The organism is cyanobacterium endosymbiont of Epithemia turgida isolate EtSB Lake Yunoko, assembly GCF_000829235.1.
Classification (GTDB): Bacteria; Cyanobacteriota; Cyanobacteriia; order Cyanobacteriales; family Microcystaceae; genus Rippkaea.
The window spans coordinates 1,392,198-1,407,262 of sequence record NZ_AP012549.1 but is presented as its reverse complement, the minus strand read 5'-3'; the positions used below and the strand labels follow the sequence as shown (position 1 = coordinate 1,407,262).

Sequence of the window (15,065 nt, the reverse complement as noted above, 5' to 3'; positions counted from 1 at the left end):
AAGAGCTTTTATTATAAAAATAATAAAAAAGAAAATATTATTTATTAGTGAATATTAGTATAAAAATTAAGAATAAGAGCTGTTATCGTTAAAAATTAGAGATTTCAAAGAGTTGTTAGGAGTTATTTTTGTAAAATGCACTTAGGGTCAATGCTAACTAAAAGTAAAAAATTGGCAGCATAAACCGAGAATAAATTGTTACTTTTCTAGCTTAACTGTAATAAAGTTATAATAAAAAAAGTTAAAGGTCTTATTTTACCTAGCTGTCAACTTTGTGCGCCTTAATAGAGAAAAGCCAAAAACGTTTATATGAGGAATCTAAATCCGTAGAAGTGAATATTATCCCTAATTACAATTAATCACCTTAAGATTAACTGTCAAAACTAAAACATCCTTGACTACAGGCAGAGCCTGACTCCCGATTTTTAATTAGTGGAGGCTCATGGATTTTGTTTAATTTAGGTAAAGAGAAACTAAACAGTTGAAAAGTATACTTTCGCTTTCACAGGATCAGGGATCATAGTTCTGTCTCCTTCTTTCCAATCCACAGGACAAACTTCATCGGGGTGGGTTTGAACATGCTTAATGGCCTTAAGAGTCCGCAAGGTTTCTTCAACACTACGGCCGAAGGAAAGATTATTAATAGTGGAATGTTGAACAATTCCTTCTTTATCAACGATGAATAGTCCTCGTAGAGCAACTCCTGCTTCTGGATCTAAGACATTATAAGCAGTGCTAATCTCCTTCTTGATATCAGAAATCAGGGGATAATTAATATCACCAATTCCTCCTTCTTTACGGTCAGTTTGAATCCAAGCTAGGTGAGAGAATTCACTATCTACTGATACCCCCAAAACTTCTGTGTTAAGTTTGGCAAATTCGTCATAGTGATCGTTAAATGCTATGATCTCAGTGGGACAAACAAAGGTAAAGTCTAAGGGATAGAACAATAGTACGACATATTTGCCACGATAGCTAGATAGTCTTTTGGTCTGAAATTCTTGATCGATAACGGCTGTGGCGGTGAAGTCTGGCGCAGGGTGACCGACCTGCAGGCGTCCTTCTGTGGTCATAAATTATAAGTCTCCTAAAATCTGCTAGCTAACCTTGGGAAAACTTTCACGTTCACCTTTGGTTCTGAATATATCATAAAATCCTTGCCGATGTTTTGTTGAACAATGGCATAATTGTTAAACCTTAATAGATTCCTTTATGTTTGTATACAAGAAGATTAATGGTATATAGATCAAAAATCCTCCGACTATCACAGTACGGAGGGATTTGGGTCGACCAAAAAGTTGATTTAAGCGTTTTCTCCAAAAATTTGATTTCTTAGGGCATCAAATTCAGCCACTAACTCTTGGCGGTTAGATGCCTTCCAAAGATAACGCCACGCAAACCAAGCAGTATGAGTTAGTCCTACAAGTTGTAAGACAGGGGCCAAAAGAGGAACATCACTAATTGCTCCGAGAACTGCCACGATAATCTTAACGCTGATGATAGCAAAAAGGAAAATGCCTAGAGTCGTCAGCAATTGTTTGTAGGTGTTGAACCATTCTCCAATGTAATCAGAGGCATTAGAAAGAAGATAAACTACAGGTTCTAACCACTCTTGCCAAGGTTGATCAATCATGGACAGTTGCTTGGTCAATGTCCCTGGAACTTCAGTATCTAAGCCTTGAGGGTCGGCATCTAAGCCTTGAGGGTCGGTATCTAAGTCTTGAGGGATCGTTTTTTCTTGAGCTTGGAATTCCATCGTACATCTATCCTTAATCTAAGATTGGAGATTTTTGCAGGCGACAAGACAGTCGTATCATTTAGTATACCGCCTAGCGTTTGCCCATATTACCAGACACACTCATGGCTAGATCATTTCCTCAAAACAACTGTCAACTTTCTGTTGTAATCTTCAAGTTTGAATCTTAAATCAATTCTTAGTAGCTTGAGATAAACTTATTTCAATTTTAATCCCCTAATTAGTTGTTGCTAAGACAGATTCTTGATGAGTTAATCCCTGAAAGAGTTAAGTAGACTGACGACAATGAATCTCACAGGAGTTGTTGGGACTCTCGATTAATTTAACTTTATCAAGGTCTACACCAAGTTCTCCAATAGGTTTTCGCAGTAATTGAGCAATATGAAGAGTAATATTTTCGGCGGTAGGAACGACTTGAGCAAAGTAAGAAACATCTTTGTTAAGAAAGTTATGGTCAAACGGTTCAACTACGTAGTTATTGACCACTTCTTGTAAGGCGACTAAATTTACTAATATTCCTGTACGTGGATCTATCTGTCCAGTAACAGAAACTTCGAGATGATAATTGTGTCCGTGCCCGTGGGGACGGGCGCATTTTCCATAAATTTTGGTGTTTTCTTCTAAGCTTAATTCGGGAAGAGCTAAGCGATGTGCCGCACTAAAATGGGTAGAAATGGTTAAACTAGCTTTCATGGCATTTCCTTCGTATTGTGCCCATAATTGGGGATATTCAAATAATTGGATATTAGCAAGAGATAAATGGGGCGCTAACCTTTGCCAAATTACCCTTGCTAGGTTTTCGGTGGTGGGTAAGGTGTGTTGGAATTCTTCCCAAACGTCGTTGAGATAACTATAATCGAGTTGACCAGTAACTTCTTTTTTTATAACTCGCTTGACAGTGGAAAGGTTTTCGACCATGCCATACTGATCGACTTCTCCGATTAAGGAAACGTAAAGGACATAGTTGTGTCCGTGACCAGGAAACCATGTACAAGCTCCAAATAGTCGTTGATTTTCCCTTTCATCGAATTCGGGTAGCCAATACCGATGGCTCGCCGAAAATTGAGCGCGGCGGCTAATGATACATTCCATAAAAGTTGGAAAAAATAATTTTCGTAGATTTTAACAAACCTTGTCCTTTTCAGGATAACAGGATAGACTAACTAGGGACTGTTTTTAACTCTCGACTTTTGTAGTGTAGGGTTTTTACCCTAGACGAAAGCGATTTGTTGATCTTAAATAAACAGTTAGTTTACTTGAGTTTAAATTTTCAAAAAAGAGAAAACATGGGAACTCTGTTGATTTGAGGCTTATTAACTAATTCTTTAATGGGATAGAGTTGTTGGTTGGCAATAGTAATTACACCGTGTATTGTGGGATAATTTAGGTTATATCTAAAATTCTTTTGATTATTAACCTCAAATCAATGGTACTTTTCAAGTAAAACTTGATTGATTGACACATAACTGGTAATCTTACTAGGATAGGTAGTTATGTCGTTTCAAATAATTAAGGGTAAATATAGGTAAAAAAAGCAAAAACTCTGAAATAAAAAGCTAAAAGAATAGGTGAAATTCTAGTTTTAGTTTTACTAACTTTAAGAACTATCGCCCTTCTTATAAAAAAAGTTTGAGTAAACAACCTGAATATCCTTTATTTTTTGTTCAGAAATAGTGAAATACTAAGAGATATTAAGAACATTTGGGAATTGATTACACTAATCAACCATACAAAAAAGTCAGAACAAATCTGCTGTGTAAGTAAAAACTCGGTACCGAGGCTAAATAAAGCTTAGGATAGAAGTAATTACCTAATAGTTCCCTACTGATTCTAAAGAATTTCTTTATCAACCAAATAGCCCACATTAAAACTATGATTTGCACTTTTTTTCGAAATTGGTTTCGCTATCCTTGTGACAACATTAAACTTGACAATTGATCTATATTACGGAAAGAAGAGAAATTAAAGCATCTTAGTAGTTATCATGCTCTCCCAAATTGTTCGCCCCCTAGTTCAAACCCAAATCCGTTTGTTAGCAAATTCTCAAGCTACCCAAGCGACTCTAGTTGACACCATTACTCGTTGGTTAAGTTACCTTGGGGTTCGGGCGAGGGTGACTCAACTTTCTCCTCATGCTGAACGCATTCATGTTTGTCTGACAGTAGCTAAACCTGATTTATGTGATGCTAAAGACTGGCAACAAATTCTTAAAAATCTGCGATCATCAGAAATGCAGATTGGGCGATCACACTCTAAAATTAGTAGCCCTACTGATGGTAATTATAGCCACATGAATGATGGACAACAATTGCAACTGTCTAGATTACTGGCTTATTTAATCCAAGTAGGAATTCCCAAGGGTAAGATTGACTGGCATGAGGTAGAAACTCAGCTTTCCCCCCTTAAGTTAGATCAATCTATTTTGATTAGTATCAAATCTGCTTTGAAGGTTCCTCAATCATCAGAATTATTGAAAAAACTTGACCCCGATGTAGCGGCGAGTGTCTTTCCCCTTGCGGTAAGGATTGCTTGGTTGGATCAAGAAATTAATTCCTACGAAAATAATGCTCTTATTGCTTTATTAGCAGCTATGAAATAATTAAAGTTACTAATGAATTATTAGCTCTTGTTCATTAAAACTTATTCTTTTATTAGATAATTTAAACTGCTCCTAATGTAGTAATTTTATGTTTTTTGTGCAGTACAAAATCTTAAAGTGTGATATCATACATTCTGTAGATTAACATCTTTAAATAATTTGACTAATTCAAAAAGTACTCTCATAAACTTCTTTTCTAGTTTCTTGCACAGTAGCTTCTGAGGGGTTTATATTAAAGCTAATAGCTAAATGGTTAAAGGGGAATAACTAGAAATAATTAGATAGCCTGAAAATGTAGAAATACTAGATATTGCCTTTATTTTACTTTAAAAAATAACTTAAATGACTATATTTTAAAAACTCTTTTTAAGAGTTCTATTGACCATCCCTAAAGCTAAAAATTAACGATAAGTTTCTATTTTTAATGTCTTAGGTATTAACTTTAAAACGGTAACCAATATTTCTCTAGTAACTAAATTATGACGGAATAACCCACCATCAATCATCGTCTTCTTAACAAGAATAAGGATTAAGTATTAATCAGATTATAGTAGTTTTTAAAGCTTATATTCCTAAATTATTTAGGAATATAAGCTTTAAAAGTAAATTGAAATGATTTTGGAATAGACATTATTAGTCTCTGTGATTAATTCAACTATATTTTTTAGATTATATTGCAGTTATCATTTATAGGTTTGGTTATAAATATAATTAAAAAATAAATATTAATAGTAACAATTATTAAGTTAATATGTCAATTATATTTAATGAGTAAAACAGTTCAAGTAAAATATTATTGTACTTTAATTCAAGAAAAAATATTTGTTTATAACGTTGTTTTTTTATGGTTAATCTACTATTATTTAGCTGTTATTTAAAAGGCTAATTATAAGTTAAATAACTATAATTTTGTTGATATTAGAAAATATATATTCTCATTAAGGATTAAATTATTAACCTATAAAGTATTTTAATTAAACTTTTGCTGGGTTTAAATTAAATTGATTTTATGATTATCAAATATTAAACTTAGAACTTCCTTCTTTTAAAATTTTAAAAGAAGGAAGTTCTAAGTTTAATATAAATTTAAATTTTAAAACAAAATTATCAACTAAATTTCAATAAAACTATTGTTATTATTGGTATTTTAATATAGAACAAAAAATTAAAATATTCTTACGTTTATAACCCATATAAACTCTCTCCATGGTCCAAAGTTTGTATAAAAATTGTTCACGATAATCACCTAAGTTTATTTTTGTTTAAATAGTGTAAATTTTCTGAGGTTTATTCGATAGATTAAACCTCAGAAAATTATTGATTTTAGCTATCTGAGAACAAGGTATACTTAGGAAGTATAGTTATTATTTGTTGCAGAGTTTAAATCAGATAAAAAAGTAACCATATTTCCAGGAGTTAGAGAAACTTATAAATAAGGTTTAATATGTAATGAGAGGTAATCATTCATTGTGTTTAAATAACCAATTATCTTAAGATAAAAGATAGGGCTAAAAAGTACAAGATCAAAGTTTAAACCTAAAATTTAGGAGATTTAGTAAAAATATGAGTTTTAATTTTGATTTATTCGTTATTGGTGGTGGTTCAGGAGGAATTGCCACTGCTAGACGCGCTGCCGAATATGGAGCTCGAGTCGGTTTAGCAGAATTTAATCGTCTAGGGGGAACCTGTGTTAATAGAGGATGTATTCCCAAAAAATTAATGGTTTATACTTCTCATTTCCCTAGAGTCTTGGAAGAGTCCCAAGGATATGGATGGAGTCCGGCTAAAAGTATCCTCGACTGGCCTAAAATGATGGCCGCTATCGATAAGGAAGTTGGTCGTCTCAATGGTATTTATCAAAAGATGTTGGATAAGTCCAATGTTCAACTGTATCGTGCCCATGGTAAATTACTCGACCCCCACACCGTAGAAGTGGAAAATACCAAAGTTACCACTGATAAAGTTTTAATTGCTGTAGGGGGACGTCCCATCAAACCTAATATTCCAGGAAAAGAATATTTAGTGACCTCTGATGCTATGTTTGAACTACCCGAACAACCCCAACGCGTCGTCATTTGGGGAGGGGGTTACATTGGGGTAGAATTTGCCTGTATTATGCATGGACTAGGGTCAGATGTCATCCAAATTATTCGCAGCGATAAAATACTGAAAGGGTTTGATGAAGATATCCGAACCATCATCCAAGAGTCTATGGAAGAACATGGTATTCGCATCCTAAAAAACTGTTCCATCTCTGAAGTCAAAAAGACAAACCAAGGTTTAACAATTTCTCTGGAAGGAGATAGCAATAATGACATGGTATTAGCTGATACCATTGGATTGGCTGCTACTGGGCGTATCCCTAACTTAGAAAACTTAGGATTAGAAAATACAGAGGTTAAAGTACACAATGGAGTAATCGTTGTCGATAAGTATAGTCAAACCGCCGAACAGAATATATATGCAGTCGGAGACTGTACAGATCGTATTAATCTCACTCCTGTCGCTATTAGTGAAGGCCGCGCTTTCGCTGACACCAAATTTGGAGGTAAATCGTGTCTGATGAGTTATGAAAATGTCCCATCTGCCGTGTTTAGTACTCCAGAAGCTGCCACAGTAGGACTAACTGAAGCAAAAGCTAAAGAACAATATGGAAAAAATGCTATCAGAGTATATAGTAGCGAGTTTCGTCCAATGTATTATGTATTGCCTGACACAAAGGAAAAAACTTTGATGAAACTTGTTGTTCATCAAGAAAGTGATCAGATTTTGGGCGCACATATGGTAGGAGATCATGCTGCCGAAATTATTCAAGGAATAGCTATTGCCGTAAAAATGGGAGCTAAAAAGGCTGATTTTGATGCTACCGTGGGTATTCATCCAAGTTCTGCTGAAGAATTTGTGACCATGCGTTAAAGTCTTTTATCCTAGAATTTAGGGAATATTTTATTAACAATTTTATTGGGTTTTCCCTAAAAACTTCTAGTTATTGACAATACACAAATCTGCATTTTAATCTCTCTTTATTTGTTGCCTTGTATATCATATCTGTAGATACTTTACCTATAAGGTTTCTACGGATATAATCCCATAAGATATGGTGCAATTCATTACTGGTATTTTATTCTTTCGATATACTCAGATTGATTCTCCATCCTACCTAGGGATTACGACGTAAATAAAAACTTAGGATTTTTCATTAAAATCTAACCTTCATCTAATCCACTCTACGAAATATAGTTTTTAAGATCAAATATTGAAGCAAATTTTTAAAATTCTAAACTTAATTGGATATAATTTTTGTTTTTTTCCTGCTGATGTTGAATTTTAGTCATTTCTGACTTAATATTTGTATATTCTTCAAACCAAGGTTCAGAACTACCTGGTAATTTTCCATCTCTTATCCACCATTGTCTAAATACCTTTTGCCTAGCATCATCAGGAAGAACAACTTGATACACTCGCACTCGCTTTTTATTAACTTTTTGAGAACCAATACAAGTTAATCCGTAGCCGATCTTATTCAACAAACGCCGTATGATCGTAATAGGACTAGAATTTTTAGCAATACCAATTTTCATAATAGTCTTGATTTCAGCGCGGTTTTTAATAGCAATTCTTGCCATCGCTTGCAAGTCTTTATCTGTAGGCTTTAACTTTCGCTCATGGTTCATGAGTAACACCGGCATTCCCAACACCTCCATTGTTCCAATAATTACTCCTAATTGAGAACTATTAAAATCAGGCAGGAAAAGGCTACCCTGTCCTTTTTCTATGAATTTCTTCGCAAGAATAGTGTCTCTATCTGCTAAATAAGAACGTCCTAAAGTTAAAAAATAATGTAAACGTATCTTGTCATACCATCCTTCATCATCTAAGGCAACTAATTGAGGAGTTATCTCAATACAATAGCGTCTTTGTAAATTATATTTTTTGATGCTATGCCGTTCAACTACAGTTTTAACTAACCTCTTATTTAACGCTTGATATTGTTTATCAGTAATCTCTTTGCCTTGGGAAACCATTACACATTCTTCTTGATAATTTTGTTCTCTAACACTTTCAATTGCTTTTATTAATTGACAAGAATTTTTACTATTATACGAATATTTTTTACATTTTTTGATATCTTGAATAGTGACTAGTTTCTTCTTGCGAAGAATTGGATGATTTTGATCAGTAATATTTCTTAATATTGACTCTCGATAATGAATCATTGAAACATTAACGCGAACCGCCATTTTTGCCCAACAAAGTAAAGATTCCGCTTGAAATTCTATATCTATATCATCTAAAGCTGTTAAGTCAGATTGTTGTAACAACTTAATATTTAACTGAGTAACACGATTACCAGCAGTTAACAAATTGGGAATTGAAGTAGAACCATTTCCTACTTTATTAAACCCATAGGAAGCACACCAAATATAACGAGGAATGTTATCACGAATTCTTCCTAGTGATTGACATACAGAAGTAGCAGTTTGTATCCCTTGAGCTAATCCCCAAACAGAGGTAAAATGATCTTTGATATCGATACTGACTCCTGTCTCAATGGAAGGACTAGCCAAAATAATATCGTAATTTAATAGAATTTTATTAAGGTGGTTGATAGATTGATAAGCGTCATGATTAGGGTCAGTTAATGATTCAGAATCAATCCTTAGGCTTCTCACTTCTGGGAATCGCTTTTTTAAGTATAATTCTAGGGTTTGTGTTCCCCACTTACTAGTTAATTTCTGAGCGGATAGACAAACAAAAGGTTTACCCCCTTGCTGAATATGTTGCACTAAATCCTTGAGCCATTCTCGGGGAGTAGTTTCCGTATAATTATATACTCCCCATGTTTCTTTATCGTTAGATTTCCAATTGTTGACTACAATGAACGGGTTTAATTTAATTCCCATCAAAGAAATTAAATAGTCAAGAGAAATATCACTTAAGTCTGCATCAGCAATAACTACTCTTCCCTGAAATTCTAAACTTTGTTCAAGTAGGTTTTTAAAAGATCTTAGAATAGAAACCCTATTTTGTTTACAAGTATTTGAATTTAATCCATGCCATAAAACCTGTTCTACTTCATCGATAATAATTAGACTACCTGTCCAATCACTAGGATTAAAATTAGATAAAGAATTAGGATGAAGAGAATCAATACAAAGTCCACATCCTTTTAAAATTTTACCATTATTTTTTTGAATTTCTGTTAAATAAGGAATTTTAAATCGTTGACAAAGTTGCTCAACCAACTTAACTCGATGACCAATTACTAATATCTTTTGTTGACAAGTGATTGCCTGTTCAACAATCTTTTCAAGAGTCTTAGTTTTTCCAGTTCCTATTGGAGATTTTATTCCTACTAATTTAGCAGCTGGAGGAATTAGTAAATCTCCTAAATATCGAGTACTGACTTCAACATCAGAAGGATATGTTAATTGTCTTAAACTTTGTGCTTTCCAAGTTTCTAGAGATAATGCCTGTTCGTAAGCTTTATTAAAAGTTTTTAGTCCTTTATGAGTTAAAAAATCATCTACTCCTTTTCCCCATTTCGGTAGCCAAACAATAATGTTAACTTGACATCCTGCTTGAGTGAATAAACTTCCCAATTTTCTAATAGCATAATTCACCTCTTTAATCGAACTTGGTTTATTATCTTGATCAAAAGCAATATAAATTTTTCTTCCTGAAATCGCTATTTTTCCGAGCTGGGGAATGAGACGAGACTTTCCGATTCGGTTACCTAACTTATCTCGAGGAGTTCGATAGCCACTATTAATTCCTGGAAGAGCGATCGCAACATATCCTGCTGTTAACAACGCCCCTGCTTTTTTAGCCCCTTCAGTAATACAAACGGGAATCGAAGGATGATTTATCACCCATTGCCAAAAACCTAAATCTGGGAGTTGATTATTAATCTCTTCTGGAGTAATATCCTGGTGATAGCGTTGGGCTAATTGTCGCCACAGATGTAATGGAACCCGCAAGGCAAAAACCCCCGCTGATGTTTTAGGGGGATGCTCGTACTTGATCAACTTGTGCTCATCATGACTCGTGCGAGGGGAATTGGGTTTAAAACACCCCCATAAATCCTCGCCACCTGTCAAGAGATCTACCCCTGAACACCACCAACCTCCTCGTTCTGTATGTTTATAGCGTCTTAACATGGAATTATTAACCCGACCATCATTACGTCTAGGAAGTGCGTCAGAATAAAACAAGTACTCTAAAGGGGAAGTCCCCTCTAAGGCTGTTACATTGAGGTTAATCAATTGTTCGTCAACACCGCTATTTTGCCATTCTTGTCTATGGTTCATTATCCCTTATTCATTCGAAACTAATTAAAGCAAACTCTATATGTAGCGTTTGGATCTCTAATTTTAGAATAAAGGCTCTAGCTATAAAAGATACTAATGAACTATATAACAAAATTATTCTAACAAAAGAAAAAAGTTTATCAGGTTTAAATTAAACACATATACATTTTGCTTACAAATCGAAGAAGATTTAAGTATAAAACAAAAAATAAATTAAACCCAATTTGAGAAAAGCTAAACTTGGACATTAGACCTATTAATATCAATTAGTTTGTATAAAAACCCTTATTTGTTGTATTCAAAAATTTGTAGAATAATTAAGTGAATTAAGTGTCGGATCGGAAAAATTATTGTATGTTTTTATCGAAAAAGCTCTAGCAGCAGTAGAAAATATAAATAACAACTTAAATCTCTTCTGAGCAGATAATTTTAAAGAAAATTATCTGCTCAGAAGAGATTTAACCCAAAAACAACAATCCCCTTCAATAATACTAGTGAACACACAAGTTGTAGAAAGATCGGGATTACTATCATGAATAATCGCTTGGACCTTGGAATATTCAATATAAAAATTAAAATATGCGTTTTTTGCTGTTGGAATCACCGCAACAATGTACAATAGACATCTGCATTAGTACTATTATCTTGAGTAATAATATTGCCTACAGGATCTCCAATTATCAAATAAAAGTCTACATCATTCCACTCAAGAATAATGGACACCTGCTAAGTTTTGCCTTAGGATGACTCACAGGTATAATTCTAGAAAAATTAAATTTGTTCATGGTGTCTCCCGTTGATGATAACTTAACACAGTATTGCTTAATAACATCGCTACAGTCATCGGACCTATTCCCCCAGGAACTGGCGTAATACATTGCGCTATATCAGCAACAGAGTTGAAATCCACATCCCCTACCAGTTGGGAAGTTCCATCTGATCGAACAACACGATTAATTCCCACATCGATAACTATCGCCCCAGGTTTAACCATATCTGCGTTAATGAACTCTGGTTTACCCGCTGCGACAATCAAAATATCTCCTTGACGGGTCACACTTCGTAAATCTTGGGTTTTAGAATGAGCCATAGTCACTGTAGCATTTTTTTCAAGCAACATTAACCCTAACGGTTTACCTACTAGAATACTTCTTCCTACCACCACTGCTTGTTTACCTGCCACTGCGATCTGATGTTCTTCTAATAGACGCATGACTCCAGCGGGGGTACAACTGCGTAAACCTGTTTCACCACGTATTAATCGTCCTAAATTCATCGGATGAAGACCATCAGCATCTTTATCTGGGTTAATAGCCAATAACAATTGTACTGTGTCTAAATGAACGGGCAAAGGTAACTGGATCAATATCCCATCTACTCGCGGATCTTGATTAAGTTGTCTAATAACGGTTTCTAATTCTTTTTGGGAAGTATTAGCAGGGAAATGATGACCAAAAGAAGCAATTCCTACCTTAGCACAAGCTCGCTCTTTATTACGCACATAAACAGCACTAGCCGGATCATCCCCTATCATCAATACTGCTAATCCTGGAGGACGGCCAATACTGGGTTGTTGTTTTCGAACCCATTCTTGGAGTTCACACTGAATTTTTTGGGCTAAGGCTTTACCATTTAACACAAAAGAAGTTGAAGAAGACATCGATAAATAAGTAATAAATTTGGAACTAGTGAAAATTTTAAGGTGTCCTTTTAGTTAAAATATCTCAGTTAAGTGAAGCTACTTCCACTCATCATGAAAGATTTAAACATTAGAATTTGCCATGGTGGATTTCTGTTCTTACTGCTAGGAGAAATTATTGGTTGTAATCAACTTAATTTTTCCAGAAAAGCTCGAATACCAGTAACTACTATCAATGAAATTATCCAATATCAGCAACCTAAGAAAACCTCTCAAACTCAAGAAGCAGTTTACTATATTGAGGGAACGGTGGTTGATTATGCGCCCTTTATGGATAATGGTTCCTATAAACTCCAAGATAATACAGGGACAGTTTGGGTTCTGACCAATGGCACCCTTCCCAGACCAGGAGATTCCATAACCATTAAAGGGCGAGTAGAGTATCAACCAATTTCTCTTGGTGGCCAAGATTTGGGTGAATTGTATGTTTTAGAGGTAGAAAAACTTGGGACCCAAACCCAAACTTCCGATCAGCTCACACAACCATTGTCTTCTTCTCCACCTAAACCTACATCGACATCGGATTTAGATATTAATGAACTTCTACTACCCCATAAAAGTAACTCAAAATAAAGTTAAATTACACGAAAATACCCATGCGAGCGCATAAATCCTCGTCCCCTCCTCAATTATCTTTAACTAACATTGAGGACAAAGACGTTGAATTCTCTTCTCAGGTAACCTTAGCGATTGTTTACCAAGAGGATAATTTTTTGCTCCAGTTGCGTGATAATATGCCTACGATCGCCTATCCTAATTGTTGTGGTTTATTTGGAGGTCATATAGAGTTGGGGGAAAACCCGGAACAAGAACTAAAACGGGAATTAGTTGAAGAAATTAATTATAAAGTCCCTAACCCAATGGAGTTTAGAGTTTATAATAGACCGAATATTATTCGTTATCTTTATTCTTCTCCTTTAATTGTTGCGATAGAACAATTAGTCTTGCAAGAATGATTTGATTTTGGATTAGTGCCTGTGAATATGATTAAGCAAGGACCATGCTATTCTCCAAAAACCGACAAGGTTCATCCCATCGGAAAGGTTCATCAGGCAATCCTACTCGATTTTTTCGAGTCCAACTTAAAGCAAAAAGAAAACATAGTGATCACCTCTACTCACACTTAATTTTTCCATTGTGGTGGTTTAATCAAAGTCATTGAAGTTGAAGGCGGACAATTCTATTACCTAAACCTCGTTAATTTGCTTGAACCCATTTCATATTGTCATTATTCTGTAAAAATCCCCATGAATATTCCGATAAAGCCCGTTCGGTTGCATCAAATTTGTCTCTGGGGAGGGACGATCTTAGCTGTAACTCTCCAGTCTCTGGCTACTCCTGCGTTAAGTTCTCCTAAATCAGAGATGACCATCTTAGAAGATAATCCTAAGGTGGTCATAGATGAGATGTGGCAAATTGTTAACAATGAGTTTGTAGACAAAGAATTCAATCGAGTTGAATGGAAAGAAAAGCGTCAAGAATTGCTTAGCCGAGATTATGCTAATCATAAACAAGCATACAAAGCCATTCAAAAAACCTTAAAATGGTTAGGAGATCCTTATACTCGTTTTTTAACACCTGATAATTTTGCTACCCTTACTAGTCAAACCTCTGGAGAATTGTCCGGTGTAGGAGTTAGGCTAACATTTGACAAACGCACTAGCCAATTGTACGTGGTGGAGTCTGTTAGAAGTTCACCGGCTGCTAGGGCGGGTATTAAAAGAGGTGATCGCATCATTCGTATTAATGGCAAACCAACAGCGTTAATGACTCTTGAACAAGCTAGAGATGCAGTTCAAGGGGAATTAGGAACTGATGTTAGCCTACAATTGTCCCGTGAGAATAAAGGGGTTTTTCAAGTGACCCTAACACGATCACAGATTGAAATTGCTTCTGTAAGTTATAACCTCAAACAGGAAGCTCAACTTCGTGTCGGTTATATTCGCCTCGACGAGTTTAGTTCTCATGCCGCTGAGCAAATGAAAAACGCCATAAAAGATCTTGGAAATAAAGAAGTATCAGGTTATATTTTAGATTTACGGGGAAATCCAGGAGGATTACTTCTTGCTAGCATAGATATTGCTCGCCTTTGGCTCAAAAAAGGGGAAATTGTTATGACAGTTGATCGTCGCGGTGGTGATCGCCATTTTTCAGCTAATGGAACCTCATTAACAGATTTGCCCTTAGTGGTGTTAGTCGATGAGGGTTCAGCCAGTGCCAGTGAGATTTTAGCAGGAGCATTAAAAGAAAATGGACGAGCAACAGTAGTGGGAACTACCACTTATGGCAAGGGAACTGTACAGTCAGTTCACTCTTTATCAGATGGATCTGGGTTAGCGGTTACCATTGCCCGGTATTATCCTCCCAGCGGGAAGGATATTAATCAAAAGGGGATTAACCCTGATATTTATCTAGACCTAAGCATGGAGCAACATATACAACTTAGGAATGATCCATCTTTAATGGGAACTCATGCTGACCCTCAATACAAAGGGGCCATTAACGTTTTAAGAAAAAATGCTCCCCCTATATCTTTACCCAAAATCCCTAAACCAGTCAGTCTTCGTTGGGAGAATTTATACGAAGTGGTAAAAGATAAAAATTCCAGTGAAAGAAAATGAAATGAACTGACGCGTTGAGGATGATTGAATTGTTGATCATCTGAATTGATGTTCTACATCAATAACCCTCTTACCATGC

The 15,065-nt window shown here is 35.2% G+C and carries 10 protein-coding genes and 1 pseudogene; 5 read left to right on the top strand and 6 right to left on the bottom strand.

Going from position 1 to position 15,065, the window contains the following annotated elements; translation table 11 throughout:
- Positions 1 to 473 precede the first annotated feature (473 nt).
- The 3 genes from ETSB_RS04335 to ETSB_RS04325 all read right to left on the bottom strand — a co-directional run bounded on the left by ETSB_RS04335 (position 474) and on the right by ETSB_RS04325 (position 2,848).
- The gene (locus tag ETSB_RS04335) at positions 474 to 1,073 is read right to left on the bottom strand and encodes a peroxiredoxin (RefSeq protein ID WP_044106520.1); all 600 of its coding nucleotides are present in this window, start codon (positions 1,071 to 1,073) and stop codon (positions 474 to 476) included.
- Between the two features lie 230 nt (positions 1,074 to 1,303).
- Complete coding sequence (locus ETSB_RS04330) at positions 1,304 to 1,756, bottom strand: CAAD domain-containing protein (RefSeq protein ID WP_044106518.1); 453 nt, start codon at positions 1,754 to 1,756, stop codon at positions 1,304 to 1,306.
- A gap of 267 nt (positions 1,757 to 2,023) precedes the next feature.
- On the bottom strand, positions 2,024 to 2,848 hold the full coding sequence (locus ETSB_RS04325; protein ID WP_044106516.1) for a 6-carboxytetrahydropterin synthase: 825 nt from the start codon (positions 2,846 to 2,848) through the stop codon (positions 2,024 to 2,026).
- A gap of 892 nt (positions 2,849 to 3,740) precedes the next feature.
- On the opposite strand from ETSB_RS04325, the gene ETSB_RS04320 reads away from it, so the two are divergent.
- Positions 3,741 to 4,355, top strand: coding sequence for a hypothetical protein (locus ETSB_RS04320; RefSeq protein ID WP_044106515.1), 615 nt, complete (start codon positions 3,741 to 3,743; stop codon positions 4,353 to 4,355).
- A gap of 1,563 nt (positions 4,356 to 5,918) precedes the next feature.
- A complete protein-coding gene (gene gorA / locus ETSB_RS04315; protein WP_044106514.1) occupies positions 5,919 to 7,271 on the top strand; it encodes a glutathione-disulfide reductase in 1,353 nt (450 codons plus the stop codon).
- 353 nt (positions 7,272 to 7,624) lie between these two features.
- Here the strand turns inward: gorA and ETSB_RS04310 are convergent, their stop codons facing one another.
- The 3 genes from ETSB_RS04310 to folD all read right to left on the bottom strand — a co-directional run bounded on the left by ETSB_RS04310 (position 7,625) and on the right by folD (position 12,326).
- Entirely contained in the window at positions 7,625 to 10,666 is a 3,042-nt protein-coding gene (locus ETSB_RS04310) for a plasmid replication protein, CyRepA1 family (RefSeq protein ID WP_044106513.1), read from the bottom strand.
- A 600-nt stretch (positions 10,667 to 11,266) separates the two neighbouring features.
- Positions 11,267 to 11,389 carry a hypothetical protein gene (locus tag ETSB_RS10495; RefSeq protein WP_269763985.1) on the bottom strand — a complete coding sequence of 41 codons (123 nt, stop codon included), beginning with the start codon at positions 11,387 to 11,389 and terminating at the stop codon, positions 11,267 to 11,269.
- A 58-nt stretch (positions 11,390 to 11,447) separates the two neighbouring features.
- Positions 11,448 to 12,326 (bottom strand): bifunctional methylenetetrahydrofolate dehydrogenase/methenyltetrahydrofolate cyclohydrolase FolD, encoded by an 879-nt coding sequence (gene folD / locus ETSB_RS04305; RefSeq protein ID WP_044106511.1) that lies wholly within the window; start codon positions 12,324 to 12,326, stop codon positions 11,448 to 11,450.
- 93 nt (positions 12,327 to 12,419) lie between these two features.
- Between folD and ETSB_RS04300 the strand changes: the two genes are divergently transcribed.
- The 3 genes and pseudogenes from ETSB_RS04300 (at position 12,420) to ctpB (ending at position 14,986) form a co-directional block, all read left to right on the top strand.
- Positions 12,420 to 12,938 carry a DNA-binding protein gene (locus tag ETSB_RS04300; RefSeq protein ID WP_232509863.1) on the top strand — a complete coding sequence of 173 codons (519 nt, stop codon included), beginning with the start codon at positions 12,420 to 12,422 and terminating at the stop codon, positions 12,936 to 12,938.
- Between the two features lie 23 nt (positions 12,939 to 12,961).
- Positions 12,962 to 13,492, top strand: a pseudogene (locus tag ETSB_RS04295) (NUDIX hydrolase).
- 120 nt (positions 13,493 to 13,612) lie between these two features.
- Positions 13,613 to 14,986 carry a carboxyl-terminal processing protease CtpB gene (ctpB, locus tag ETSB_RS04290; protein ID WP_044106509.1) on the top strand — a complete coding sequence of 458 codons (1,374 nt, stop codon included), beginning with the start codon at positions 13,613 to 13,615 and terminating at the stop codon, positions 14,984 to 14,986.
- Positions 14,987 to 15,065 lie beyond the last annotated feature (79 nt).